Source organism: Polaribacter sp. (assembly GCF_051251875.1).
In the GTDB taxonomy this organism is placed as follows: domain Bacteria; phylum Bacteroidota; class Bacteroidia; order Flavobacteriales; family Flavobacteriaceae; genus Polaribacter.
In genome coordinates this window covers 90,265-115,518 of sequence record NZ_JBPOGL010000004.1, presented here as the reverse complement: position 1 = coordinate 115,518, position 25,254 = coordinate 90,265, and the positions used below count along the sequence as shown (strand labels likewise).

19 protein-coding genes and 1 tRNA gene are annotated in these 25,254 nt (G+C 30.0%); 11 read left to right on the top strand and 9 right to left on the bottom strand.

Annotation, left to right across the window (positions count from 1 at the left end):
* Positions 1-135: 135 nt before the first annotated feature.
* From ACSHW5_RS03455 to ACSHW5_RS03415, 9 genes are all read left to right on the top strand, one after another.
* Entirely contained in the window at positions 136-1,281 is a 1,146-nt protein-coding gene (locus tag ACSHW5_RS03455) for a PD-(D/E)XK nuclease family protein (protein WP_435674717.1), read from the top strand.
* A 36-nt stretch (positions 1,282-1,317) separates the two neighbouring features.
* The gene (locus ACSHW5_RS03450; RefSeq protein ID WP_435674716.1) at positions 1,318-2,100 is read left to right on the top strand and encodes a M43 family zinc metalloprotease; all 783 of its coding nucleotides are present in this window, start codon (positions 1,318-1,320) and stop codon (positions 2,098-2,100) included.
* Between the two features lie 14 nt (positions 2,101-2,114).
* Positions 2,115-4,190 carry a hypothetical protein gene (locus ACSHW5_RS03445; RefSeq protein ID WP_435674715.1) on the top strand — a complete coding sequence of 692 codons (2,076 nt, stop codon included), beginning with the start codon at positions 2,115-2,117 and terminating at the stop codon, positions 4,188-4,190.
* Positions 4,191-4,350: 160 nt separating this feature from the next.
* A complete protein-coding gene (locus ACSHW5_RS03440) occupies positions 4,351-4,956 on the top strand; it encodes a hypothetical protein (RefSeq protein WP_435674714.1) in 606 nt (201 codons plus the stop codon).
* Positions 4,940-5,206 carry a hypothetical protein gene (locus tag ACSHW5_RS03435; protein WP_435674713.1) on the top strand — a complete coding sequence of 89 codons (267 nt, stop codon included), beginning with the start codon at positions 4,940-4,942 and terminating at the stop codon, positions 5,204-5,206. The genes ACSHW5_RS03440 and ACSHW5_RS03435 overlap by 17 nt, the downstream gene beginning before the upstream one ends.
* A gap of 46 nt (positions 5,207-5,252) precedes the next feature.
* Entirely contained in the window at positions 5,253-5,393 is a 141-nt protein-coding gene (locus ACSHW5_RS03430; protein WP_435674712.1) for a hypothetical protein, read from the top strand.
* Positions 5,383-5,553 (top strand): hypothetical protein, encoded by a 171-nt coding sequence (locus ACSHW5_RS03425; RefSeq protein ID WP_435674711.1) that lies wholly within the window; start codon positions 5,383-5,385, stop codon positions 5,551-5,553. The genes ACSHW5_RS03430 and ACSHW5_RS03425 overlap by 11 nt, the downstream gene beginning before the upstream one ends.
* A gap of 52 nt (positions 5,554-5,605) precedes the next feature.
* The gene (locus ACSHW5_RS03420; RefSeq protein WP_435674710.1) at positions 5,606-5,974 is read left to right on the top strand and encodes a YkvA family protein; all 369 of its coding nucleotides are present in this window, start codon (positions 5,606-5,608) and stop codon (positions 5,972-5,974) included.
* Between the two features lie 156 nt (positions 5,975-6,130).
* Positions 6,131-9,271 carry a type I restriction endonuclease subunit R gene (locus ACSHW5_RS03415; RefSeq protein ID WP_435674709.1) on the top strand — a complete coding sequence of 1,047 codons (3,141 nt, stop codon included), beginning with the start codon at positions 6,131-6,133 and terminating at the stop codon, positions 9,269-9,271.
* A 320-nt stretch (positions 9,272-9,591) separates the two neighbouring features.
* Here the strand turns inward: ACSHW5_RS03415 and ACSHW5_RS03410 are convergent.
* Positions 9,592-9,663 (bottom strand) — tRNA-Gln (locus ACSHW5_RS03410).
* A 170-nt stretch (positions 9,664-9,833) separates the two neighbouring features.
* Between ACSHW5_RS03410 and ACSHW5_RS03405 the strand changes: the two genes are divergently transcribed.
* Positions 9,834-12,911: a DUF2723 domain-containing protein gene (locus ACSHW5_RS03405; RefSeq protein WP_435674708.1), complete on the top strand. Its 3,078-nt coding sequence runs from the start codon at positions 9,834-9,836 to the stop codon at positions 12,909-12,911.
* A 7-nt stretch (positions 12,912-12,918) separates the two neighbouring features.
* Positions 12,919-13,647 (top strand): polysaccharide deacetylase family protein, encoded by a 729-nt coding sequence (locus ACSHW5_RS03400; RefSeq protein WP_435674707.1) that lies wholly within the window; start codon positions 12,919-12,921, stop codon positions 13,645-13,647.
* 57 nt (positions 13,648-13,704) lie between these two features.
* On the opposite strand, the gene ACSHW5_RS03395 is transcribed toward ACSHW5_RS03400, so the two are convergent.
* From ACSHW5_RS03395 to ilvB, 8 genes are all read right to left on the bottom strand, one after another.
* Positions 13,705-14,511 (bottom strand): N-acetylmuramoyl-L-alanine amidase, encoded by an 807-nt coding sequence (locus ACSHW5_RS03395; RefSeq protein ID WP_435674706.1) that lies wholly within the window; start codon positions 14,509-14,511, stop codon positions 13,705-13,707.
* Between the two features lie 43 nt (positions 14,512-14,554).
* Positions 14,555-14,944 carry a hypothetical protein gene (locus tag ACSHW5_RS03390; protein ID WP_435674705.1) on the bottom strand — a complete coding sequence of 130 codons (390 nt, stop codon included), beginning with the start codon at positions 14,942-14,944 and terminating at the stop codon, positions 14,555-14,557.
* Positions 14,945-14,954: 10 nt separating this feature from the next.
* Positions 14,955-17,801, bottom strand: coding sequence for a DNA polymerase I (gene polA, locus ACSHW5_RS03385; RefSeq protein WP_435674704.1), 2,847 nt, complete (start codon positions 17,799-17,801; stop codon positions 14,955-14,957).
* Positions 17,802-18,135: 334 nt separating this feature from the next.
* Complete coding sequence (locus tag ACSHW5_RS03380) at positions 18,136-19,728, bottom strand: NADP-dependent glyceraldehyde-3-phosphate dehydrogenase (protein ID WP_435674703.1); 1,593 nt, start codon at positions 19,726-19,728, stop codon at positions 18,136-18,138.
* Between the two features lie 166 nt (positions 19,729-19,894).
* Positions 19,895-21,157 carry a threonine ammonia-lyase IlvA gene (gene ilvA, locus ACSHW5_RS03375; protein ID WP_435674702.1) on the bottom strand — a complete coding sequence of 421 codons (1,263 nt, stop codon included), beginning with the start codon at positions 21,155-21,157 and terminating at the stop codon, positions 19,895-19,897.
* 71 nt (positions 21,158-21,228) lie between these two features.
* Positions 21,229-22,704, bottom strand: coding sequence for a ketol-acid reductoisomerase (ilvC, locus tag ACSHW5_RS03370; RefSeq protein WP_435674701.1), 1,476 nt, complete (start codon positions 22,702-22,704; stop codon positions 21,229-21,231).
* A 90-nt stretch (positions 22,705-22,794) separates the two neighbouring features.
* The gene (ilvN, locus tag ACSHW5_RS03365) at positions 22,795-23,325 is read right to left on the bottom strand and encodes an acetolactate synthase small subunit (RefSeq protein WP_435674700.1); all 531 of its coding nucleotides are present in this window, start codon (positions 23,323-23,325) and stop codon (positions 22,795-22,797) included.
* A 95-nt stretch (positions 23,326-23,420) separates the two neighbouring features.
* Positions 23,421-25,154, bottom strand: a complete 1,734-nt coding sequence (gene ilvB, locus ACSHW5_RS03360) for a biosynthetic-type acetolactate synthase large subunit (protein WP_435674699.1) — start codon at positions 25,152-25,154, stop codon at positions 23,421-23,423.
* Between the last annotated feature and the right edge of the window lie 100 nt (positions 25,155-25,254).

Genomic DNA, 25,254 nt, shown 5'->3' with positions numbered 1-25,254 from the left:
TCTCTTTTAGTAAAAGCATTTAAAGTGTTGATTTTCAGTGAGTTTTTATTTAATTAGAATTCGGAAATTTAAAATATAAGATATCAAGTGTTTTAATAAATTATTAGTAATCAAATTATTTTTTTAGAATAAATCATGAATTTAAATGAATTAGAATCCTTTCTCAATCAAAATCAAATACCTAAAATAAAAAGGAAACCCAAAACCTTTTTAGGGATTGCTAAACAACCACATTATGAGAATGTATTGTCTAATATTTATGCGTTTTATTTTAGAGTTAATGAGGCACATAAGTTTAAAGATTTGTTTATATCTAGTTTATTAGCGTGTATTAAATCGAAATTAATAGATAAACAAGATAAAAAAGAAGCACTACAAAATTTTTCTGATTTTGAAGTAGAAACTGAATTTTCCACAAATAAAGGAGGTAGAATAGATATTGTACTGCAAGATTTGGTTAGTTTAAATACTATCTTAATTGAAAATAAAATTAATCATAGGTTAGATAATGATTTAAAAGAGTATTGGGATTTTTTTACGATTGATGATGCTATAAAAGTAGGTGTATTATTAACCTTAAATCCTCATGTTATTCCAGATAATGTTTTGGGTAAGTTTATTAATATAACCCATTGGGAATGGATTTCTGCTGTTAAAGAAACTCTAGATATTAATAGCATGGAAGATGAAGCTTATAAAATATATGTAAATGATTTTTTTAATACGATAGAAAACCTATCAACAACTTATACTATGAACGAATCTGCAAAATTCTTTTTCAAAAATGCTAGTCAAATTAATAACGCTTATGATACTTTAGTGCAAGGACATAGTTATTTAAAAACACAATATGAGTTAATAGCAGAAAAGTTAGGATTGCAAACCTATGGTAGTGATATTAATTGGAGGAATTTTTGGGATGAAGAAAATCATTTAAATACTTTTATTACAATTGTATCAGAAGATTTAATTTCTGGTAAAGTTGCTAGTTATAAAATTATCTTAGAGTTAATGAGAAATGATAAAGATCGCATACCAGAGTTGGACGTTAGGTTTCAAATGCATCCTCAGTATTTAGATAAGTTTAGAGGTCAAACTCAAGGTTTACATTGTCATTTTCTAGTTAAAGAATACGAAATTTCATTAAACGAACTAGATCAATTTGCAGAAATTGTAGTGAGTAACATTAAAAAAGATTTTAATAATATTTTTATAGAAGTAATAGAGTACTTGTATCCAGAAAAAGATATAAGCAACTGGAAACATAATTTTTTAAATTAAAGAATTAATATATAACTAACCTAAAAAACACTAACCATGAAAAACTTTTTATTAATTATTTTTTGTTTAATTTTTGCACCAATTAGAGGTCAAAATAACAACTTACCAGACGATGGTAGAACTATTAAAATCCCTGTAGTTTTTCATATTTCCAAATCTATAATAAACAAAGAAATTATTCTGCAAGAATTAAATGAATTAAATAAAAATTATAGTGCAACCAATTCAATGGATTCATTACATGCCGATTTTAGACAACTTATTGGCAACCCTAATATTAAATTTCACTTAGCAAATGTGCAGTTAAATTATTCACCACTAAAAGGTGTTAAGAGATATAATGGAGGTATTAGGAGGCTTAGAGCAAAACTTATAAAAAGATTTGGTTCAGATTCAATTATACATATTATCGTGGGGAAATTAGGTAGTGTTTCTAAAGTGTTATTGAGTAAAAATCACCCTAAATCTATTAAAATTAGGAGTTCTTCATTTGGAAATAGTAGTAATACTGTTACTCATGAGATGGGACATGCTCTTGGTTTATGGCATGTTTGGGGAAATACTAATTGTAAAGAAAATAAAAGAGGAAGTGTGCAAACAGATTATATTGAAGACACACCATTTCAGGAGAACTGTACAGATCAGCCAAGAAAAAAACCTTGTTCTGCAATAAATAATATAAAAGATAGACCTAATTATAATAATTTTATGGATTATAGTGGTTGTCGTTGTTTTTTTACAAAAGATCAAGCAAAGGCTATACGTCGTAAAATAATTTCTTATCGAAGAAATTTGTATGAAATGTCTCAAGTAAATTAGGAAACAATTTAGTTATGACAAAACACATTTCTATACATAAAGCAGAGTTTCATAATAGTTTTTATTTAAATTCTGAAGAAAATGAAGAATTAATAGACGACATTTTATCAGTTGAAAAATTTATTTATCCACTTAAAGATAAACATCATTACTACTTGTATGATGTAGTAAACGAAAAACTACTAAATAAAAGTTTAGAACCTAAAAGTTTTAAAATAGATAAGGATGCAGATATGGTTTCCTTTACAGGTGTTGCTCCAGAGATTGTTTCCAAAATTCATATACCTAAAAAAGTTAAGACCTTTTTGTTTGAAGGAGGTGATTTAATGCCCTTACAAATGGGCAAAGAAAAGGTTGGCGACGCTTTGTGGAAAACAGTAATAAACTATATTAATCTATTTAAATTTGTTGAAACAATTGAAGAGAGATTAGCAATAGAAAAGAACTTAAGAGATATTTATAATAATAAGTTTTCATTACATATTAGCGATTTTGGGTTAATGGAATTATTTCAAAAAATAGAAGATTCTAAAATTACTCAGGTGACAATTGGTTGGACTTATTTTTCTAACTTTGATTTTCAAGTACTCTCAAAATTAAACCAACTTGAAACTCTTAGTATATTATACTGTTACAATGATAATATAAAATGGTTACCTAAAAATCTTACTTCTTTAAAAATTTTTGGAACAACAATTCAGAACTTATCTGAAATTAATCTAAACTTACCAAAGTTAACTGAATTAGACCTAGAAGGAAATGCAATTAGTGCATTAGATAACTTAGAAATATTACCAAGTTGCATTGAGTATTTAGGCTTAGGTTTAAATTTAATTAAAAGTTTTAACATTCATGAATTACCTGAGAATTTAGAATATTTAGATTTACCTCAAAATTTAATAAGTAATGATTTTTTTAATCAAAACAAGAAGCACAAAAAATTAAAATTTTTAAATCTTAGTTCGAATAAATTAATAATTACTTCGTCAATATTACATTTAATATTGGAAGCATTTCCTAATCTTGAATATTTAGAGTTACTCGATAATGAAACGGATGGTGTTCCTGTTGAGTTTCTTGGAGATTTTGAGAATAAAAATTGTTTGGCAAACATAGAATTTTTTTTAGAAGGAATCGAATTTACACCAAATGGCGAAGAGTTGAGTGTTTCTAAATTAAAAGCTAAAAAAGAATATACTGAAGTTAATTGGCATGAGGATACATTGCCATTAAAAGTAATACTTGCAGATATTCAATATAATTTTTCTAAGCATTTTTTAAAAATGCCTTTTTTTAGTCAGCATGTAAACGGTATTTATTGTTTTATAGAGCATGATGATTGTGAATTGTTGATACTTTTTGAAGAAGATACTAAGGAGATTGTTTTTAGATTACAGTCAGATAAATCAGAAACCATTGCTTTATATTTTCATAAATACTTTCAAGAGATAAATGCTATTATTTCTTTTAATTCACATATTAATATACTACCTGAAATTAATAGCTCTAAATCATGTAAGTTTTTAAAAGAGTTTTGTGATAAAGTGTATAAGGTAGATTTTAAGATTAAATCTGACTTCATTATTAAAAAAGAGAATAAAGACATTAAAATTTTAATTAATAATAGAAGTAATGAAGGGAATAAAGATGAAGGTAAGTTTGCGGGTGATAAGTATGAAGTTGTTCAGAATATTGGGTTTGTTTTAGTTTCTGGAAAAAGCGCTTACCCTTTCGTTATCAAAGACGGTGTTTTAACCAACGCTTTAAAATTAAATAAAGATTATTACTATTATTTAACCCTTAGAACTGCATTGGATAAAGAAAACTATGTTAATGCCGTAACTAGTAAGTTTTTAAATAGTTCTAGTTTAGTAGAGATAGATGTTTTTATTGATAATAATATTAAAAAGAAAGTTTCTTGTTTTGTAAACCCAATTTATTTTCAAATCCAAGATAATACCTTATCAGCAATTAATTTAAAATTTCCAGAGTTAGAAGAAGTCAACTTAAAAAAAATTAAGATGGACAATGGTAAATATTGTGAATTTAGTATAGATGACGGACTAGTCGAGTTAAGGTATGTAAATTAAGTACTTTACAATATGTTTTTTTAAAGCTCCCTAAATCTAGGGAGCTTTTTTTATACCCAAATTTTAATAGTTGTTCTATTTTGTTCAGCCCTGAACACATTGATTTTAAGTCTATTATAGATTTTACATTTGTAGAGTAATTAACATAAAGATTCTCATTATGAATGTAGAAGTAAAAATTTTAGCGACAGAAAATAGTTTAGATAAACTTCAATTTGGAAACAAAGTTTATGATTTTCTAGCCATTGCGTATAAAGATTGTGGAGGAATTAATCTAGCTAGTGGTTTTAAGAATGTAGCAGACATGATAAAGAGTATTCCTGTTTGGAGATTGTCATTTGTAGACAACGAACTTATTTCTGTAATGCTCTTTAAAGTAAAATCAAACAAATTAAAAATGGTGGCTTATGCTCCGCTTTCAGAGATAGATCCTGCAATCAGAAAATCAGATTTAGAGTTTATGTTAAACAATTCGTATGCAGAATTATCTGGTAAATTACTTTCAATAACCTTAAAAGAAATAAAAAATAATTGGAAAAATTTTGTCTCTAAAAACCCTGAAAACATAATAAATAAAAAATTAATACCACTTAATGAGTATTTGGAAACTGGAATGCTGCCTTCTAACAGTGAAGGAATGTATTGGAAATTAAAAAATGATTACCCAGAGATTCTTAAGTATTGCTATTTGAGAAAAATAGGGAATGAATTTAAATTAAAAGTAGTAGTTGAACCAATAAATGAAATATATGACAAAAATATATGAAGCTGTATTACTTCATTCAATTAATAATACATCTAAAGAAACGGATAAAGTAGAATTAACAAAATTTCTTAATCAAAATACAGACATGAGTATAACGGTTGGTGGTTTAGCCATTAACACAATTATTAGACAAGCTTATAATTATTATATGAAAAAAAAGGAATATGATAATGCTTATCTAATTTTAGATACCTATAAACCAGCAGTGTATGTGTGGAAAGTCTTAAATAATTATAATTTAAAAAAATAAAGGGTCTTTTTCTATTGGCAAAAACCTTAACTAAAAAAGATAAAACATGAATGAATCATTAAAATTTGGAGTAAAAGTTCTAACAGCTTTGTTTGCACTTGGAGCTGGAGCAAAATTAGGACAAGATGCAATTGAGCATGGTAAAAAAATTAATAACAAGAAAAAAGAAAATAAAGATGGAAAATAAAAACTGGTTACAAAAAAAGGCAAGTAATATTGAAAATAATATTACAAAGATGGATGACGATTTCTCAAAAGTCCCACCATACAAAGCTGGTAGGAAAGCTGGAGCGTTTATTAGTAGTTTAATTGACTTTATTGTTGATGGTATTGCTCCTTCAAAATAAACTTTAAAGTTACAGTTCTTACAAAAATTTAATTAATTTAAAATAGAAAACAATGGAAAACACATTTAATAAAAACAGAAGAGATTTTGATAAAAAACATTTAGAAGATGTTCTAAATAATTATGAAGAGTTAAATCAGAAATTTGAGAAAAAATCGAAGTTAAAAAAATTTTTAAACGAGTTTAAATTGCTTTTTAGCATGTTTAAAGATTATATTTCTGGGGATTATGATCAAATTCCATGGTATATTATTGCTTCAATAGGTTCTACTTTATTGTATGTTTTATCACCAATTGATGCAATACCAGATTTTATTTTTGGAATTGGATACGTAGATGATGCAGCAGTAATGGCTCTTTGTCTAAAGTTTGTAGACCTTGAATTAAGTGAATACAAAAAATGGAAGTTTAGCAAGCTTTAAAATATTTGGAAAAGGAGTAAAATGCCAAATCATAAAATATGGTTTGGCATTTTTGCTTTTAACGTATTCTTACCTATTAGATATTACAAATCGCAAAAGAAATTGTAAATTCCCTTTTTAAATTTTAAGATTAAAATTAAAAAAACTACTGTAGCTATGAAATTTACAGAAGCACAATTAGAAATTGTTTTTATAGAATTATTGGGCAAAGAAGGAATTCCTCATTTGTTAGGCAATGCTATTGTTCGTAAGGAAAACGAAGTGCTTATTAAAGCAGACATTAAAACTTATTTACAAAACCAATATCAAAAAGAAAACATTACAGATTCCGAAATTAATTCGGTAATCCGTAAGTTAGAAGTTTTTAGTGCTTCAGATTTGTACGATTCTAATAAACAAATCATGAAATTGGTTTGCAATGGATTTCAATTAGAAAGAGAAGACCGTTCTAAAAAAGACCTGTACATTCATTTAATAGATTATTCAGATTTAGATAACAATCTTTATAAAATTGTAAATCAGCTAGAAATTTTCGGTTACGAAAAAAGGATTCCAGATGGTATTTTATATATCAATGGTTTACCTTTAGTTGTTATGGAGTTTAAAAGTGCTATTCGTGAAAATGCAACAATGCACGATGCTTATATTCAGCTAACAACTCGTTATAAAAGAGATATTCCAGAATTATTTAAATACAATGCCTTTTGTATAATTAGTGACGGTGTAAATAGTAAAATGGGGTCGTTTTTTGCGAATTACGAGTTTTATTATGCTTGGAGGAAAGTGTTTGGTCATGACCAAGAAGTAGATGGTATAAATTCTATGTATACTATGATTCAAGGCTTGTTTAATAAAGACAGGTTAAGACAAGTTATTCATCATTTTATTTATTTTCCAGATAGCAATAAACACGATTTAAAAATTGTTTGTCGTTATCCACAATATTATGCAGCTACCAAACTTTTAGAGAATATAAAGCTACATCAAAAACCAAAAGGAGATGGAAAAGGTGGAACTTATTTTGGAGCAACAGGTTGTGGTAAAAGTTACACCATGTTGTTTTTGGCTCGTTTATTAATGAGAAGTAAACACTTTAAAAGTCCAACGTTAGTAATTATAACAGATAGAACAGATTTAGATGATCAATTATCAGCTCAATTTACAAATGCTAAAGGTTTTATAGGAGATAATTCTGTAATAAGTGTAGAGAGTAGAAAAGAATTAAAAGACTTACTTCAAGAAAGAAAAAGTGGTGGTGTCTTTTTAACAACTATTCATAAATTTACAGAAGACCTTGAATTATTAACCGAACGAAATAATGTGATTTGTATTTCAGACGAAGCACATAGAAGTCAAATAAATTTAGATCAAAAAGTAACAGTAACAGAAGAAGGCGTAAAAAAGACCTATGGTTTTGCAAAATATCTACATGACTCATTACCCAATGCAACTTATGTTGGTTTTACTGGTACACCGATTGATGCAACTTTAACTGTATTTGGAGATATTATAGATTCTTATACAATGACAGAATCTGAAAAAGATGATATTACAGTAAGAATTGTATATGAAGGTAGAGCTGCAAAAGTAATTTTAGAAAGTAAAAAATTATATGAAATAGAGGAATATTACAGAGTTTGTGCGGAAGAAGGTGCAAACGATTATCAAATAGAAGAAAGTAAAAAAGCTTCTGCAAATATGAATGCTGTAATTGGTGACCCTGATAGAATTAAAGCAGTGGCAGAAGATTTTGTCAAACATTATGAAACGAGAATTGAAGAAGGAGCTACTTTAAAAGGGAAAGCATTATTTGTTTGTAGTTCCAGACCCATTGCATTTAATTTATATCAAGAAATTATTGCGTTAAAACCAGAATGGACAGAGTTAAAAGCTTTTGAAGAAGGCTCAATTTTAACAGATAAAGAGAAGAAGGAAATCAAACCAATGGAGCGTATTAAAATGATAATGACACGTGGTAAGGATGATCCTAAAGAAATGTATGACTTATTAGGTACAAAAGAAGAAAGAAAAGAACTAGACAGGCAATTTAAAAATGAAAAATCTAACTTTAAAATTGCTATTGTAGTAGATATGTGGTTAACAGGTTTTGATGTGCCTTTTTTAGATACCATGTATATTGACAAACCCATACAGCAACACAATTTAATACAAACTATTTCTAGAGTAAACCGTAAGTACAAAACCAAATCTAAAGGATTAGTAGTCGATTATATTGGTTTTAAAAAGCAAATGAATTTAGCTTTAAAACAATATTCTGCTGTTGATAGTCAAAACTTTGAAGATATAGAAACCTCTATTGTTGTTGTAAAAGATCAATTAGACTTATTAGCAAAACTGTTTCATAGATTTGATGCATCAGATTACTTTTCTGGAATAGGCATCAAACAATTAGAATGTTTAAATAAAGGAGCTGAATTTGTTCAGATTACCAAAAATTCAGAAACACGTTTTATGAATATTGTAAAGCGTTTAAAAGCTGCTTATGATATTTGTTGTGGCGCAAATGAATTTACAGAACTTCAAAAAGACCACATTCACTTTTATTTAGCAATTCGTTCTATTGTATTCAAATTAACAAAAGGAAATGTGCCTGATACTGCACAAATGAATGCTAGAGTCAGAGAATTGATAAAAGAAGCATTACAAAGTGATGGTGTAGAAGAAATTTTTAAACTTGGAGAAGAAAAACAGCGTGAAATAGATATTTTCGATGAAGCTTATTTAGCCAAAATTGAAAAGATAAAACTACCTAACACAAAGATTAAATTATTACAGCAATTACTATTAAAAGCAATTGACGAATTAAAGAAAACGAACAAAATTCAAGGTGTAGATTTTTCTAGAAAATTTAGATCTATTGTCGATAAATACAATGAACGTAGTGAACAAGATATTTTAAATAGTAATGTTTTAGAAGATTTTACTGATGAAATTATTGACTTGTATCACGAATTACGAAAAGAGAAAAGTTCTTTTTCTGAAATGGGAATTGACTTTGAAGAAAAAGCGTTTTATGATATTTTAAAAGCGATTGCTCATAAGTATGATTTTGATTATCCTGATGATAAATTAATTCATTTAGCAAAAGAAGTAAAAAAAGTAGTTGATGATAAAGCTAAATACACAGATTGGAATCATCGTGACGATATTAAAGCTGAATTAAAAGTAGACTTAATAATTCTTTTAGCAGAAAACGGCTACCCACCTATTACCAAAGATGAAGTTTTTAAAGAAATTTTTGAACAAGCTGAGAATTTTAAGAAGTATAATAAATAAGTTTTCTTTTCAAGATGAGCTGTTTTAAAGTAAAAAACACATTGTCTAGAGGTGAGTAAATTGTTAAGAAAAAACCCTACTAAAAAGACTCTTCTAAGAAGAAATTAAATATTCAAAATTTAAAATAATTCAATTTCCCCTAAAAAAAACTGATAAAAATGTCACTTTTTTATAATAAGCCAATAAACCGAATAAAGTTAAACCACTCTTAATCAAATAAATATTAAATTAAAAAAAAGAAAGAAGAAAATATTACCGACACAAGAAACCCTATAAACGAGAAAAGCAACTGATAATCAAATGATTAAAAGTTGCTTTTGTTGGCCTACAAGGACTCGAACCTTGAATGTCGGTACCAAAAACCGGTGTGTTACCAATTACACCATAGGCCAATGCTTTTATGCGGGTGCAAATTTAATCTATTTTTTAAATTTCACAAACTTTTTTTAATAAATTTTATCTTTAACATATTTTTAAGACGAATTTATCGTTTATAAAAACAGTTCTCAACTCCTTGTATTCATATTTATTAGTAAATTCGCCACAGATTATTAATTGGATTATGACATCAGAAAAATTTAATAAATGGAACATCATTTTAGGATGGGTTACATTTGCCATTGCCTTAATTACATATTCACTAACCTTAGAGCCTACTGTTAGTGCTTGGGATTGTGGCGAATATATTTCCACTTCAGTAAAACTAGAGGTTGGGCATCCGCCAGGTGCGCCACTTTTTCAAATGTTGGGTGCATTTTTTGCAATGTTTACAACAGATGTAACAGAAATTGCCAAAATGGTGAACTTTATGTCTGCTTTAGCTAGTGCATTTACCATTTTATTTATGTTCTGGACAATTGCCAACTTATCAAAAAAATTGGCTTTAAAAACAGGAGAACTTTCCGAAGGAAAATACATTGCTATTTTAGGAAGTAGTGTAGTTGGTGCTTTAACGTACACATTTACAGACAGTTTTTGGTTTAGTGCCGTAGAAGGAGAAGTGTACGCAATGTCTTCCTTTTTAATGGCATTATTATTCTGGCTAGGTTTAAAATGGGAAAGCGAAATACACACAGCAAGAGGTAACAAATGGTTGCTATTAATTAGTTTTGTTGTAGGCTTGTCTTTTGGGGTACACATCCTTTCATTGTTGGTAATTCCGGCTATTTTTATGCTGTATTTCTTTAAAACCTACAAAGAAATAAACCTAAAAACAACAGCAATTGCTACCGTTATCTCTGTAGTAATTTTAATGTTTGTATTTAAATTTCTATTTCCTTTTACTCTAAAATTCTTTAGTGCGTCAGAATTATTTTTTATCAATTCTATTGGAATGCCGTATAATTCTGGATCTATAATTGCATTTCTTATTTTAGTTGCATTGTTTTTCTACGGATTAAAATATACACGAAAAAGACAACAAATTGCCGCAAACACTTTAATATTATCTGTTTTGTTTATTATGATAGGTTTTTCTTCTTGGATGATGCTACCTATTAGAGCAAATGCAAATACCACTATTAACGAAAATAACCCTTCTAGCGCGCGCGAATTATTAGCCTATTATGAGCGTGAACAATATGGAGATGCCAATGTTTTTTACGATACCTATTATTCTAATTCCTTTGAAAGAGAACAAGACGCAAACAAACCGTATAAGGATGATAAACCAAAATACGAAAAAAGAAATGGCAAGTACGAAATTGTAAATAAATACAAAAACGTAATTCCAAATTATTCAGACAAACACAAAGGCTTTATACCAAGAATGGTAAATCCTGCTTCAGAAAAAATGTACAAAGCAATTGCAGGAATTCCTGCAAATAGCAAACGTAGACCAACTTTTGCAGAGAACATTACATTTATGATGAGTTACCAGTTTGGCTATATGTATGGGCGTTATTTTATGTGGAATTTTGTTGGAAGACAAAACGACATTCAAGGAAACCTAGATATTTTTAATGGAAATTGGTTAAGCGGAATTGACGTTATTGATGAAGCAAGATTGGGATCTCAACAAAAATTACCCGCACAAGTTTTAGAAAACAAAGGACGAAATAAATACTACTTTTTACCGTTAATTTTAGGTATTATTGGGTTACTTTATCAAATAAAATGGGACAAAGAAAACTTTTTTACCCTCTTTTTATTCTTTGCATTTACTGGTTTTGCCATTATTTTTTATACAAACCCAAAACCTTTTGAACCGCGAGAAAGAGATTATGCTGTAGTAGGTAGTTTCTATATTTTTGCAATTTGGGTTGGCTTTGGCGTACTTGCATTGTATGAATACTTAAAGAATTCATACAACAAAAAGACAGTTGCCATGGCAGTTACCGGAATTTCATTATTAGCTGTACCAGCCTTAATGGCCTCACAAAACTGGGACGATCATGATCGTTCTAATAGATACACCGCACATTTAAATGCACAGGCGTATTTAGAATCTTGCGACCCCAACGCCATTATGTTTACCATTGGTGATAATGATACATTTCCTCTTTGGTACATGCAAGAGGTAGAAGGTATTAGAACAGATATAAAATTAATAAACACCTCATTATTTGCAACAGATTGGTACATAGATCAAATGAAACGTGCTACTTACAAAGCACCACCAATTCCATCGCAATTAGTACATGACCAATACAAATATGGTAGTTTAGATGTTGCGTATCATATAGAACATCCAAAATTTAAAGATTCCATTATTTCTGTAAAAGATTTTATGCGTTGGATTTCTTCTGATAGTGATGCCACATATTATATAGATGAAGAACAAGGTGTAAAAGAGAAATTTTATCCCACCAATAAAATTAGAATACCTGTTGATAAAGAAAAGGTACTTAAAAATGGTATTGTAGCTCAAAAAGATGCAGATAAAATTCTACCATTTATAGACATTACCATAGATGATAGAGCACTCTTTAAAAACCGTATTTTAATGTTAGATATTATTGCGAATAACAACTGGGATCATCCTATTTATTTTACGGGAGGCGCAAATGCAGATGAAGAATATATTTGGTTAAAAGATTATATGCAATTAGACGGTTTGGCGTATAAATTTGTACCTATTAGAACCTCCATGAATAAAAGAAGCCTGTTTGATATGGGAAGAATTGATCCAGAGAAAATGGCTCAAAACATTCAGAAATGGGATTGGAGAAACATAAACGACGGTAAAATTTATTTAGACGAACAAAACAAAAGAAACGCAATTACTTTAAGAAATAGTTTAATGCGTTTGTCTGAAACCTTTGCAAAAGAAGGAGACACTCTTAAAGCTTTAGAGATTTTAGACCTGTCTTTAGAAAAATTACCTATTAAAGATTTTGACCATTATAGTTTGTCTTTAGGATATCCAGAGATGTATTATAAATTAGGAAATAAAGAAAAAGCCAGACAAACTGCAGAAACTTTAAATGGTTTATTTAGTGAGAAATTAATTTGGTTAAGTACTTTTTCTGAAAGTGATGTTCATTTAATTAATGACGAAATTGAAACTACTTTTTATATGATTCAGAATATAATTTCCCAAGTTGAAAAAGGGGATAAAGATGAAGCATATATTACAAAAATGAAAGATGAATTTTTAAGTTCTCTTAGACTTTTTGATCATTTAATACCAGAAGAATAATCTGTAAATGAAATTTTACATACCTAAAACGCCAAGTATATTTTTTAGATTATTTTCTAAATATACTTGGCGTTTTTCATTAGAAAAAAAAGAAATTTTCCTCACTTTTGATGATGGCCCAACACCAGAAATTACCCAATTTGTATTATCCGAATTAGAGAAATACAATGCAAAAGCTACTTTTTTTTGCATTGGTAAAAATGTAAAAAATAATCCTAAAATATTTGAAAAAATAATTAAGAATGGACATTCTGTTGGTAATCATACTCAAAATCATTTTAATGGATGGCAACATACAACAGAAGCTTATTTAGATAATTTTTTAGCATGTAAATACCATTTAGATCGTTTAATTCCAAAACCTACAAATAATAATAATAATAATAATAATACCAACAAGGTTCTTAAAACCTCACAAGAAAACTCAACCAATTTAAAAGAAAATCCTAAATTATTTAGGCCTCCGTATGGGAAAATCAGAAAAAATCAAGCTTTAGAAATCTTAAAAAGAGGATATAAAATTATTATGTGGAGTGTTTTAAGCGCAGATTTTGACACTACTATCTCTAAAGAAAAATGCCTAGAAAATGTTTTAAAAAACACCAGTAACGGAAGTATTGTGGTTTTTCATGATAGTGTAAAAGCTGCCAACAAACTAAAATTTGTATTACCACAAGTATTGGCCTATTTCACAAAAAAAGGGTTTGTATTTAAAGCCATCTCAATAGATTCTTAACGATTTAAAATACGACAAACAAGCTATGAAATAACGTTCCTACAATTAAAATCAGACTTATATTTTATCCATCAATAAAAACAATATTTTTTTATCCTTTTCTGATAAAGTTTCAGAGACTTCTTCCGAATTAAAACGAAGTTTAAAAGAATAAATAGCATTCTCTAAATTGTCTGTATTATAGCCAATAAATTTTAAGGCAAACCTAGCATTAAAACCTAATGGAAGTACTACTGTCTTTAGTTTTTCTTTATCAAACCAAATACCAAATCCGTTGTCTGCTAATTTTTTCCAAGGAAATAAACCACTAGGATCTACTTTTCTTCCGGGAGCAATATCTGCATGCCCAACAATATTTTGATAGGGAATTTTATATTTTTTAGTAAGTTTTTCTAAAAGTAATAGTAAACTGGTTGTTTGCGCTTCAGAAAAAGGTTCTTTACCATTATTATCTAATTCAATACCAATGGAAACACTGTTAATATCTGTGTTCTTACCCCAGCGTCCTTCTCCTGCATGCCAACCTCTTACTAAATCATTTAACATCTGTGTTACACTTCCATCATCGCAAATTACATAATGAGAACTCACTTGAGTACGTTTTAAAGCAAATGTTCTATACGTTTGTTTACAACTATCTTGGGCTGTATGATGAATTACTATTAAATTGGGTTTTCTCAAATTAAAATTTTGAGATTTTATCACCTTAATTAGTTTGTTACCTAATGTATCTTGAGGAATTTTACTGAGAGATTTTCCTAGTTTCTTAGCTTCTTTATGATACTCTTTCTTAGATATTTTGTAAATGTTCTTTGAGCAAGCAGCAAAAAGAAAAAGAACAACTAAAAGTTTTAAATACTTCATTATTTATTTGTGTTAATTCCAACGGCAACACTTACAGGAATAGCTATTCTTCAATTGCACTTGCTGTAGGGCAAAATAATAAATCTGTAGGATTGTCTATATCATATAAATATTGATAACCTTTAGATTCTTTCTTGCAAAAAGGCTCTATGAGTTTTGCCATGTTTGTAAAACCTTCTAAAGTTAAAACACAAAAAAAAGTGTTGTTGTCTTTTGTAAGTATTCCTTCATCAGTTGTAAACAGTCCAAAAATTAAATTACAATTACGCTGTGCAATAAAATCTACTTCGGATAAATCTAATTTTTGTCTTTTAGCTATAATTGTTTCTATTATTAAGTCTCTAAACTTTATTGCTTCTACTTTGTTAAAGTTGTACAATCGAACAATATTTTGCTCATGACCATGTATATTTTCTATATAATCTAATTCCATATTTTATTTTCTAATGAGCTTGTAACCAATTTTCTCCAATGCCTACTTCAACATCCAAAGGTACGCTCATTTTAAAAGCATTCTCCATTTCGTATTTTATAATTGGTTTAATGATTTCCAACTCGTCTTTATGAACATCAAAAACCAATTCATCATGCACTTGTAATAACATTTTAGATTTAAAACCTTCTTTCTCAAACCTATTGTAAATATGTATCATTGCCAGTTTAATAATATCTGCGGCAGAACCTTGTATTGGTGCATTTACAGCATTTCTTTCTGCACCACTTCTAACCATTGCATTTCTAGAATTGATGTCTTTTAAATACCTACGCCTGTTTAAAACCGTCTCTACATACCCATGTTCTCTAGCAAAATCTACTTGAGCAGACATGTACATTTTTAATTTTGGGTAAGTTTCATAATAAGTGTCTATCAATTCTTTGGCTTCACTCCTATTCAAATCGGTTTGGTTGCTTAAACCAAAGGCAGAAACCCCATAAATAATTCCGAAATTTACCGTTTTTGCATTGCTACGTTGTTCGCGTGTAACTTCTTCTAAAGGAACATTAAAAACTTTTGCTGCCGTAGATGCGTGAATGTCTTCGCCATTTTTAAAAGCCTCTATCATGTTTTCTTCTTCACTTAAAGCTGCAATAATTCTCAATTCTATTTGCGAATAATCTGCGGCTAACAACACATGATTTTCATCTCTTGGAATAAATGCTTTTCTAACTTCTCTACCACGTTCTGTTCTAATAGGAATGTTTTGTAGATTAGGGTTATTAGAACTTAAACGCCCCGTTGCAGCAACTGCTTGCGCATACACTGTATGAATTCTTCCTGTCTTAGGATTTACCTCATTTGGCAAGGCATCTACATAAGTACTTTGTAATTTTTTATATTGACGATATTCTTGAATATCTCTAATAATTTCATGGTCTTTTGCTAAGAAAGACAAGATATCTTCTCCTGTTTTATACTGACCCGTTTTTGTCTTTTTAGGTTTTTTAACCAATTCCATTTTCTCAAACAAAACAATCCCTAATTGCTTAGGCGAACCAATATTAAACTCTTCTCCTGCTTTTTCGTAAATATTTTTTTCAAGTCTGTTTATATCATCCGTTAAGGCAATGGATACTTCTTTTAAGAAATCAATATTAATATTAATTCCTTCAATTTCCATAGCTGTTAAAACAGAAACCAAAGGCAATTCTACATCATTAAACAACTTGGTAACATTACCACTTTCTAATTCTTTGGTAAAATGTTCTTTTAACTGAAGTGTAACATCTGCATCTTCTACGGCATATTCTGTTTGGTCATGTAAAGGAACCACGCGCATAGACAATTGGTTTTTACCTTTTTTACCAATCAATTCTGTGATAGAAACAGGTTGATAATTTAAATAGGTTTCTGCCAACATATCCATTCCGTGACGCATATCTGGATTTATTAAATAATGGGCAATCATGGTATCAAACAACTTTCCTTTAACAGGCATATTATAGTTTGATAATACTTTAATATCGTATTTTAAATTGTGGCCTATTTTTTCTATTTCCGATTCGAAAAATGGACGAAATTCTTCTAAAATTGCACATGTTTCTTCTTGATTTTCTGGAAACGAAACATAATATCCTTTACCAACTTCAAAAGAAAAAGCAATTCCAATTAACTCAACTTCTAAAGCTTTTAAGCCTGTAGTTTCAGTATCAAAACACACTGAGGTTTGTTGCAATAACTTTTTTAATAATAATTTTCTTGATAAAGGTGTATCTATATGTTGATAAAAATGATTGGTGTTTTCTATAGTTTTAAATCCGGATGCTACTTCTTTTTCAGAAACACTTCCTGATCCTGGCGCCGCAAATAAATCAAACTGACCTTCTGGGGTTGGAGCCGCTTTTTTAGGTTCTGACTTTTCAGTTGTATTTGAAGAACTTTCTACAGAATTTACTTTTTCAGCATTTTCATCGGCAAAGGTTTTTAAGAAATTGGTTAATAAATTTCTAAATTCTAACTCGTTAAAAAGCGTTGTTACTTTTTCAATATCTGGTTGGTCTAATTCAAAATCTTTGGCATCAAAAGTAACCGGAACATCTAACATTATTGTTGCTAGTTTTTTAGAAAGCAAGCCTAATTCTTTTGCGCCTTCTACTTTTTCCTTCATTTTTCCTTTTAACTCGTGTGTGTTCTCAAACAAGTTTTCCATAGAACCATAAGCTGCTAAAAACTTTTTTGCAGTTTTTTCTCCAACTCCTGGCAACCCCGGAATATTATCAGAAGCATCTCCCATCATTCCTAAGAAATCTATTACTTGTTCTGGTCTTTCCACTTCAAATTTTGCTTGTACTTCCGGAACTCCCCAAATATCATAACCGCCACCAAAACGTGGTTTGTACATAAAAATATTTTCCGATACTAATTGTGCAAAATCCTTATCAGGAGTAACCATATACGTTTTATACCCTTCTTTTTCTGCTTGTTTAGAAAGTGTGCCTATTACATCATCTGCCTCAAAACCTTCTTTTACCATTATTGGTATGTGCATGGCTTTTAAAATCTCTTGAATATAAGGTACAGCAATTTTAATTGCTTCTGGTGTTTCATCTCTATTGGCTTTGTAGGCTTCAAACATTTCTACTCTATCTGCGCTACCTCCTTTATCAAAACAAACCGCTAAATGGTCTGGTCTTTCACGTTTTATTACATCTAAAAGCGAATTCATAAATCCCATTATTGCAGAAGTATCTAAGCCTTTAGAATTAATTCTTGGGTTTTTAATAAATGCATAATATCCTCTAAAAATTAATGCAAAAGCATCTACTAAAAAAACTCTTTTTTGATCTGACATAGTAAAAATATTGAAGTTATAAAACTACAAAAACTTACGCTTTATAAGTTTAGTTTTTAATAGAAATTTAAAATGAAACTTGTTAGCAAACCCCTTTGTCCTGTTTTTTAGTTTGATGCCTAAAGAAGTCTATTTTTTCTCTGTTGATAAAGGCGCGGTAGTTTCCTTGAAAGAAAGAAGACAACGATACAAATGTTGCATTGTAATAATATTGTGCGTTTTAATTAATAGTTAGAAAACTATCAATAAAGTACACCGCCAAACGGAAACATAAAAACCAAAAAATCTCCATAAAGCTATGGAGATTTTTTTGAACTATTATAGTTAATATCTATTATAAAAGATAATCTGTACTTATAAAATTAGAAGTCTTTTTATCTAATAATTCTGCCAAAATAGCATTGTTGTATGGCGTATCTTTTGAAGCCACAAAAGTTCTAATTGAAAAAGAACGCAATGCATCATGTACACTTAAAGTAGCAACCGCAGAATCTTTTCTTCCAGTAAACGGATATACATCTGGGCCACGCTGAGCTGCACTATTTAAATTTACTCTACACACCAAGTTTACCAAAGTATCAATTAATGGCGCTAAGGTTTTTACTTCGCTACCAAAAACACTTACTTGTTGTCCGTAATTAGATTCTGCCATATCATCTAAAGGTTCTTGAATATTTTTAAAAGAAACTATTGGTGTTACTGGTCCAAATTGTTCTTCTTGAAAAACTCTCATGTCTTTAGAGACTGGATATAAAACTGCAGGAAAAATATAATTATCAGTTGTTACGCCTCCTTTTTTATTAATAATTTTGGCTCCTTTTGCTGTTGCATCATCAATTAACTCTTGTATATATGCTGGTTTTCCTGGTTCTGGTAAAGGCGTTAATTTTACACCATTTTCCCAAGGATTTCCAAACTTTAAGGCATCTATTCTTTTTGCAAAACGTTTGTTAAATTTATCTACAATATGTTCATGAACATATAATATTTTTAACGCTGTACAACGTTGTCCATTAAAAGAAGTTGCACCAGAAATACATTCATCAATTGCCAAGTCTAAATCTGCATTTGGTAAAACAATTCCAGGGTTTTTAGCTTCTAAACCTAAAACCAAACGCAATCTATTTTTAAAAGGATGATTTGCTTGAATAGCATTTGCAGATTTACTGTTACCTATTAAAGCTAAGACATCTACTTTACCAGTTTTCATAATTGGCGTTGCCAACACTCTACCTCTACCAAAAATTACATTTACAACACCTTCTGGAAAACTATTTTGAAAAGCTTCCATTAATGGAGACAATAATAAAACGCCGTGTTTTGCAGGTTTAAAAACAGCAGTATTTCCCATAATTAATGCAGGGATTAATAATGCAAATGTTTCATTTAAAGGATAATTATAAGGACCTAAACAAAAAACAACACCCAATGGCCCTCTTCTTACATGTGCATACACGCCGCTATTTTTTTGAAATTTAGCAGAATTTCTGTCCATTTGTTTGTAATCTTCAATGGTATCGTAAATATACTCTACGGTTCTATCAAATTCTTTTTCAGAATCTGGTAATGTTTTTCCAATTTCCCACATTAACAGTTTTACAATTTCATCACGTTTGGTTTTCATTTGCTCTGCAAACTCTTCCATACATTCAATTCTGTCTGCAACTCTCATTGTTGGCCATAAACCTTGCCCTTTATCATACGCTTTATAAGCAGAATTTAAAGCTTCTAACCCTTCTTCTCCTGTTAAATTAGGAACCGTTCCTAACAAAGTTGGTTTGTATTCTTTAGTTGATGAAATGGAAGAATACACTTCTGTAAATTCGCCTTTCCATTCTTTTAACTCACCACTTACCAAATAAGATTTTTGATTTAAAAGTGATGTAATTTTATATGCTTCTGGTATTTCTGTAAATTGTTTTTTCATAATTTAATTTTCTATAAATGGCATAATAATAGTTTATTTAATAAATAGCGTATTATTTATGATCCAAAATTAACTAAAAATAACTGTAAAGTATCTTATATACTATTTAAAACACGAAAAGGATTTCGCGGTTTTAACCATATTTTAATTTAAAAATTCAATATAATTACACCAAAAATTGAAATAAATCTGGCTTGTCATTTAAGTAGTCGCCAAAGAAATTATTTTCTTTCATCCTTTTAATTAAAGGCTCTAAATCTTTGGAAGATTGCAGTTCTAAACCAACAACGGCAGATCCATTAGCTCTATTATTTTTCTTTGTATATTCAAAATGAGTAATATCATCATTCGGGCCTAAAATTTCTACAACAAACTCTTTTAAAGCTCCTGCTCTTTGTGGAAATTTTACAATAAAGTAATGTTTTAGATTTGCGTATAACAAAGCACGTTCTTTAATTTCTGCAGTTCTAGTAATGTCGTTATTACTACCACTAACCACACAAACCACATTTTTTCCTTTTATTTTATCAGCAAAAAAATCTAGGGCAGCAATACTTAAAGCACCTGCAGGTTCTACTACAATAGCATCTTTATTGTACAAATCTAAAATGGTCTGACAAATTTTTCCTTCAGGAACCGTAATTACTTCTGCTAAGTTATGCTGGCAAATAGCAAAATTTAAATCGCCCACTTTTTTTACTGCTGCACCATCCACAAAAGAATCTATGGTCTCTAACAAAGTATTTTCTTTATTTCTAAGAGATGTTAACATAGAAGGTGCTCCTTCTGGCTCAACTCCTATTATTTTGGTTTCTGGTGATAGGTATTTGAATACTGAAGACAATCCTGCAGATAACCCACCTCCGCCAATGGGCACAAAAACATAATCGATTTTTATGTTAGCTTGATGTAAAATTTCTAAACCAACCGTTGCCTGACCTTCTATTACTTTTTCATCATTAAAAGGATGAATAAAGGTTTTGTTCTTAGAATCACACTCTAATTTTGCAGCATCAGAGGCGTCGTCAAAAGTGTCTCCTTCTATTACAATTTTAATAAAATCTTCACCAAACATTTTTACTTGGTTAATTTTTTGGTTTGGTGTTGGAGAGGGCATAAAAATAGTTCCTTTAATCTTCAATAATTTACAAGATAAAGCAACACCTTGTGCATGGTTACCGGCGCTTGCACAAACAATTCCGCGTTGTTTTTCATCCGAAGTTAAAAAAGACATTTTATTGTATGCTCCTCTAATTTTATAAGAACGTACCACTTGTAAGTCTTCTCTTTTAAAAAGAATTGTTGCCGCTAGTTCTTTTGACAGGTTCAAATTTTTATACAACGGAGTTTCAACAGCAACACCTTTTAAGTTTTTTGCAGCTGCTTTTATGTTTTCTAAACTTGGGTAATACATAGGCTTTGTTTGCATAGGTCGAATATAAAAAGAAAACCTGTCAGACAATTACATCTGACAGGTTTTTATAAAAAAAATTATGTTAATTATGCCGTTTTTACAACTTGCATAGCAGTCATAGAAGTTCTTAATCTTTCTCCTACTTTTTCTACAGGATGATTTCTAATAATTTTGTTAATTCTAATTAACTCTTGGTTATCAACTCCGTTTTCTGAGCTAAAAGATTTACCAATAACATCCGTTTTTATATTTTTCATAAAATCTGTTAATAAAGGCTTACAAGCATGGTCAAATAAATAACAACCATATTCTGCAGTATCAGAAATTACACGGTTCATTTCTGCCAATTTCATTCTTGCAATTGTATTAGCAATTAATGGCGTTTCGTGTAAAGACTCATAATATGCAGATGCATCTATAATTCCAGATTCTGTCATTGCTTCAAAAGCTAATTCTACACCAGCTCTTACAAAAGCAACTAATAAAGTTCCGTGGTCAAAGTATTCTTGTTCAGAAATTTCATCACTTGTAATCTCTTGTTTTTCAAAAGCAGTTTCGCCTGTTGCAGCTCTCCAAGTTAATAAGTTTTTATCATCATTAGCCCAGTCTTCCATCATTGTTTGAGAGAAATGACCTGTCATAATATCATCCATGTGTTTTTGAAACAACGGACGCATAATGTCTTTTAATTCTTCTGATAATCTAAAAGCTTCTACTTTTGCAGGATTAGACAATCTGTCCATCATATTTGTAATTCCACCATGCTTTAAAGCTTCTGTTACAGTTTCCCAACCATATTGAATTAACTTAGCAGCATAACCAGCTTCTATTCCTTCTTCCACCATTTTATCAAAAGATAAAATTGCTCCTGTTTGTAACAAACCACATAAAATAGTTTGCTCTCCCATTAAATCAGATTTTACTTCAGCAACAAAAGAAGATTGTAAAACTCCTGCTTTATCACCACCTGTTGCAACTGCATACGCTTTTGCTTCTGCCCAACCTTTTCCTTGTGGGTCATTTTCTGGGTGAACCGCAATTAATGTTGGCACACCAAATCCTCTTTTATATTCTTCTCTAACTTCAGATCCTGGAGACTTTGGCGCCACCATAATTACAGTTAAATCTTCACGAACTTGCATTCCTTCTTCAACAATATTAAAACCATGAGAATAAGACAATGTAGCTCCTTTTTTCATTAAAGGCATTACTGCATTTACAACATTTGTATGTTGCTTATCTGGTGTTAAATTAATTACCACATCTGCAATTGGTAACATTTCTTCATAACTACCTACCTCAAAATTATTTGAAGATGCGTTGATATAAGACTGTCTTTTTTGTTCGATAGCAGCCTGTCTTAATGTATAAGAAATATCTAAACCAGATTCTCTCATATTTAAACCTTGGTTTAAACCTTGTGCTCCACAACCTACAATAACAATTTTCTTCCCTTTTAATGCTTCTACTCCGTCTTCAAATTCTGAAGAGTCCATAAAACGACATTTTCCTAATTGCTCTAATTTTTCTCTTAATGTTAATGTGTTAAAATAATTTGACATTTTTATTGTTTTTGTTTGTGATGTAAGATTTTAGAGAAAAGAAAAAAGACAGGTTATATCCGTCTAAACTCTTTTTTCTATACTCTTTTTTTAGTTGTTGTATGTTTCTAGTAATGCTGATATTTTCATTTCTTCTTTGGTAATAGCAACACGTCCTGAACGTGTATATTGCATAATACCAAAAACACTTAATTGATTGTATAATGTTACAATTTCTTGTTTCTTTCCTGATTTTTCTAGGACAAAAAATTCTGTATTTACAGTTACAATTCTTGCGTGACTCTCTTTAATGATGTTTTGAATCTGAGGTTCTTCAAATAATAATTCAGATTTGATTTTAAACAATCCAGAAATCTGATAAATTGTTTCATCATCATTATGATAATACGCTTTAATAACCTCTACTTGCTTTTCTATTTGACCAATAATTTTCTTAATATTTACTTCTGTCATACTTACAACAATAGTAAATTTAGAAACACCTGCTATTTCTGATGGAGACGTATTTAAACTCTCTATATTTATATGCCTTCTTTGGAAAATTGCTGAAATTCTATTCAACAATCCTATATTATTTTCAGTATAAATAGATACTGTGTAAAATTGTTTTTCTGTACTCATAATATTAAGTTCAAGGTTTAAAGTTTAAAGTTTCAAAGCTCTCAATTACTTTTCTCTTTACTCTTTGTTCTTTATTCACTTATCTTAATTCTTTATTATTCTAGTCTTATATCCGATACACTCGCCCCTGTAGGAATCATTGGAAACACATTGTCTTCCTTTTCTACACAAACCTCTAAGAAATACGCTTCTTTACTTGCCATCATTTCTTCTACAGCAGCAGCTAATTCCTCACGCTTTGTAACTTTTTTTGCTCTGATATAATACCCTTCTGCAATAGCAACAAAATTAGGATTTACCATTTCTGTTGATGCATAACGTTTATCGAAAAACAATTGTTGCCACTGACGTACCATTCCTAAGAAATCGTTATTTAAAACCACTACTTTTACCGCTGCTTTTTGCTGAAAAATAGTTCCTAATTCTTGAATCGTCATTTGGTAACCACCATCACCAGAAATAGAAACTACTTCTCTTTCTGGAGCCGCCATTTTAGCACCAATTGCAGCTGGCAAACCAAAGCCCATTGTACCTAACCCACCAGATGTAATATTACTTTTTGTTTGGTTAAACTCTGCATATCTACAAGCAATCATTTGGTGTTGACCAACATCACTTACAATTGCTGCATTTCCTTTACTCTGAATGTTGATTTCTTTTAAAACCTCACCCATTGTAATTCCTTCTTTTGTAGGATATAAATCGTTTTTAATTACTTTCTCGTACTCAATAGCATATAAGTCTGCAAATTTTTGACGCCATTCTGGATGAGAATTCTCATTTAATAAAGGCAATAACAATTCTAAACTTGCTTTTGCATCTCCTAAAACAGCTACGTCTGTTTTTACGTTTTTATCTATCTCTGCAGGATCAATTTCAAAGTGAATTACTTTGGCTTGTTTTGCATAAGTACTTAAACTACCCGTAACACGATCATCGAAACGCATACCAATAGCAATTAATACATCACACTCATTTGTTAAAACATTAGGCGCATAATTACCATGCATACCAACCATACCCACATTTAATGGATGTGAAGTAGGAATTGCAGAAGCCCCTAAAATTGTCCATGCAGATGGAATTCCTGCTTTTTCAATTACAGCTTTAAAAGCTTCTTCTGCTTCACTTAAAACAACTCCTTGCCCCCAAACTACTAACGGCTTTTTAGCTTCATTAATTAATTTAGCTGCAGCTTCTACAGAAGAAATATCTGTATTAGGAACTGGATTATAACTTCTTACTTTTGTACATTTTTCATACGAAAAGTCAAACTCTTCTATTTGAGCATCTTTTGTAATATCTATTAAAACAGGTCCTGGTCTTCCACTTTTTGCAATGTAAAAAGCTTTTGCAATTGCTTCAGGTATTTGAGATGCTTTGGTAACTTGACAATTCCATTTTGTTACGGGTGTAGAAATACCAACAATATCCGTTTCTTGAAATGCATCACTTCCCAACAAATGAGAAAAAACCTGACCCGTAATACACACCATTGGTGTAGAGTCTATTTGTGCATCTGCAATACCAGTAATTAAATTGGTTGCTCCTGGCCCAGAAGTTGCAATACAAACACCTACTTTACCAGAAATTCTTGCAAATCCTTGGGCAGAATGTGTTGCTCCTTGTTCATGACGTGTTAAAACGTGATGAATTTTATCTTGATATTTATACAATTCATCATACACTGGCATAATTGCTCCACCAGGATATCCATAAATTATTTTTGTGTCTTCAGCAATTAAGCATCTTACGATTGCCTCGCTACCAGAAATCCTTTCTGTAACTTTTGCTGTGTTTTGTTTGTTTTTTATGGTTTGTGTTTCCATATTATTTCTTATTTAGATAAAAGAATAAAGAGAAGAGAACAAAGATTAAAATATTCTCTTGTCTTATTTCTTAACTCTTATTTCTTGATTCTTGATTCTT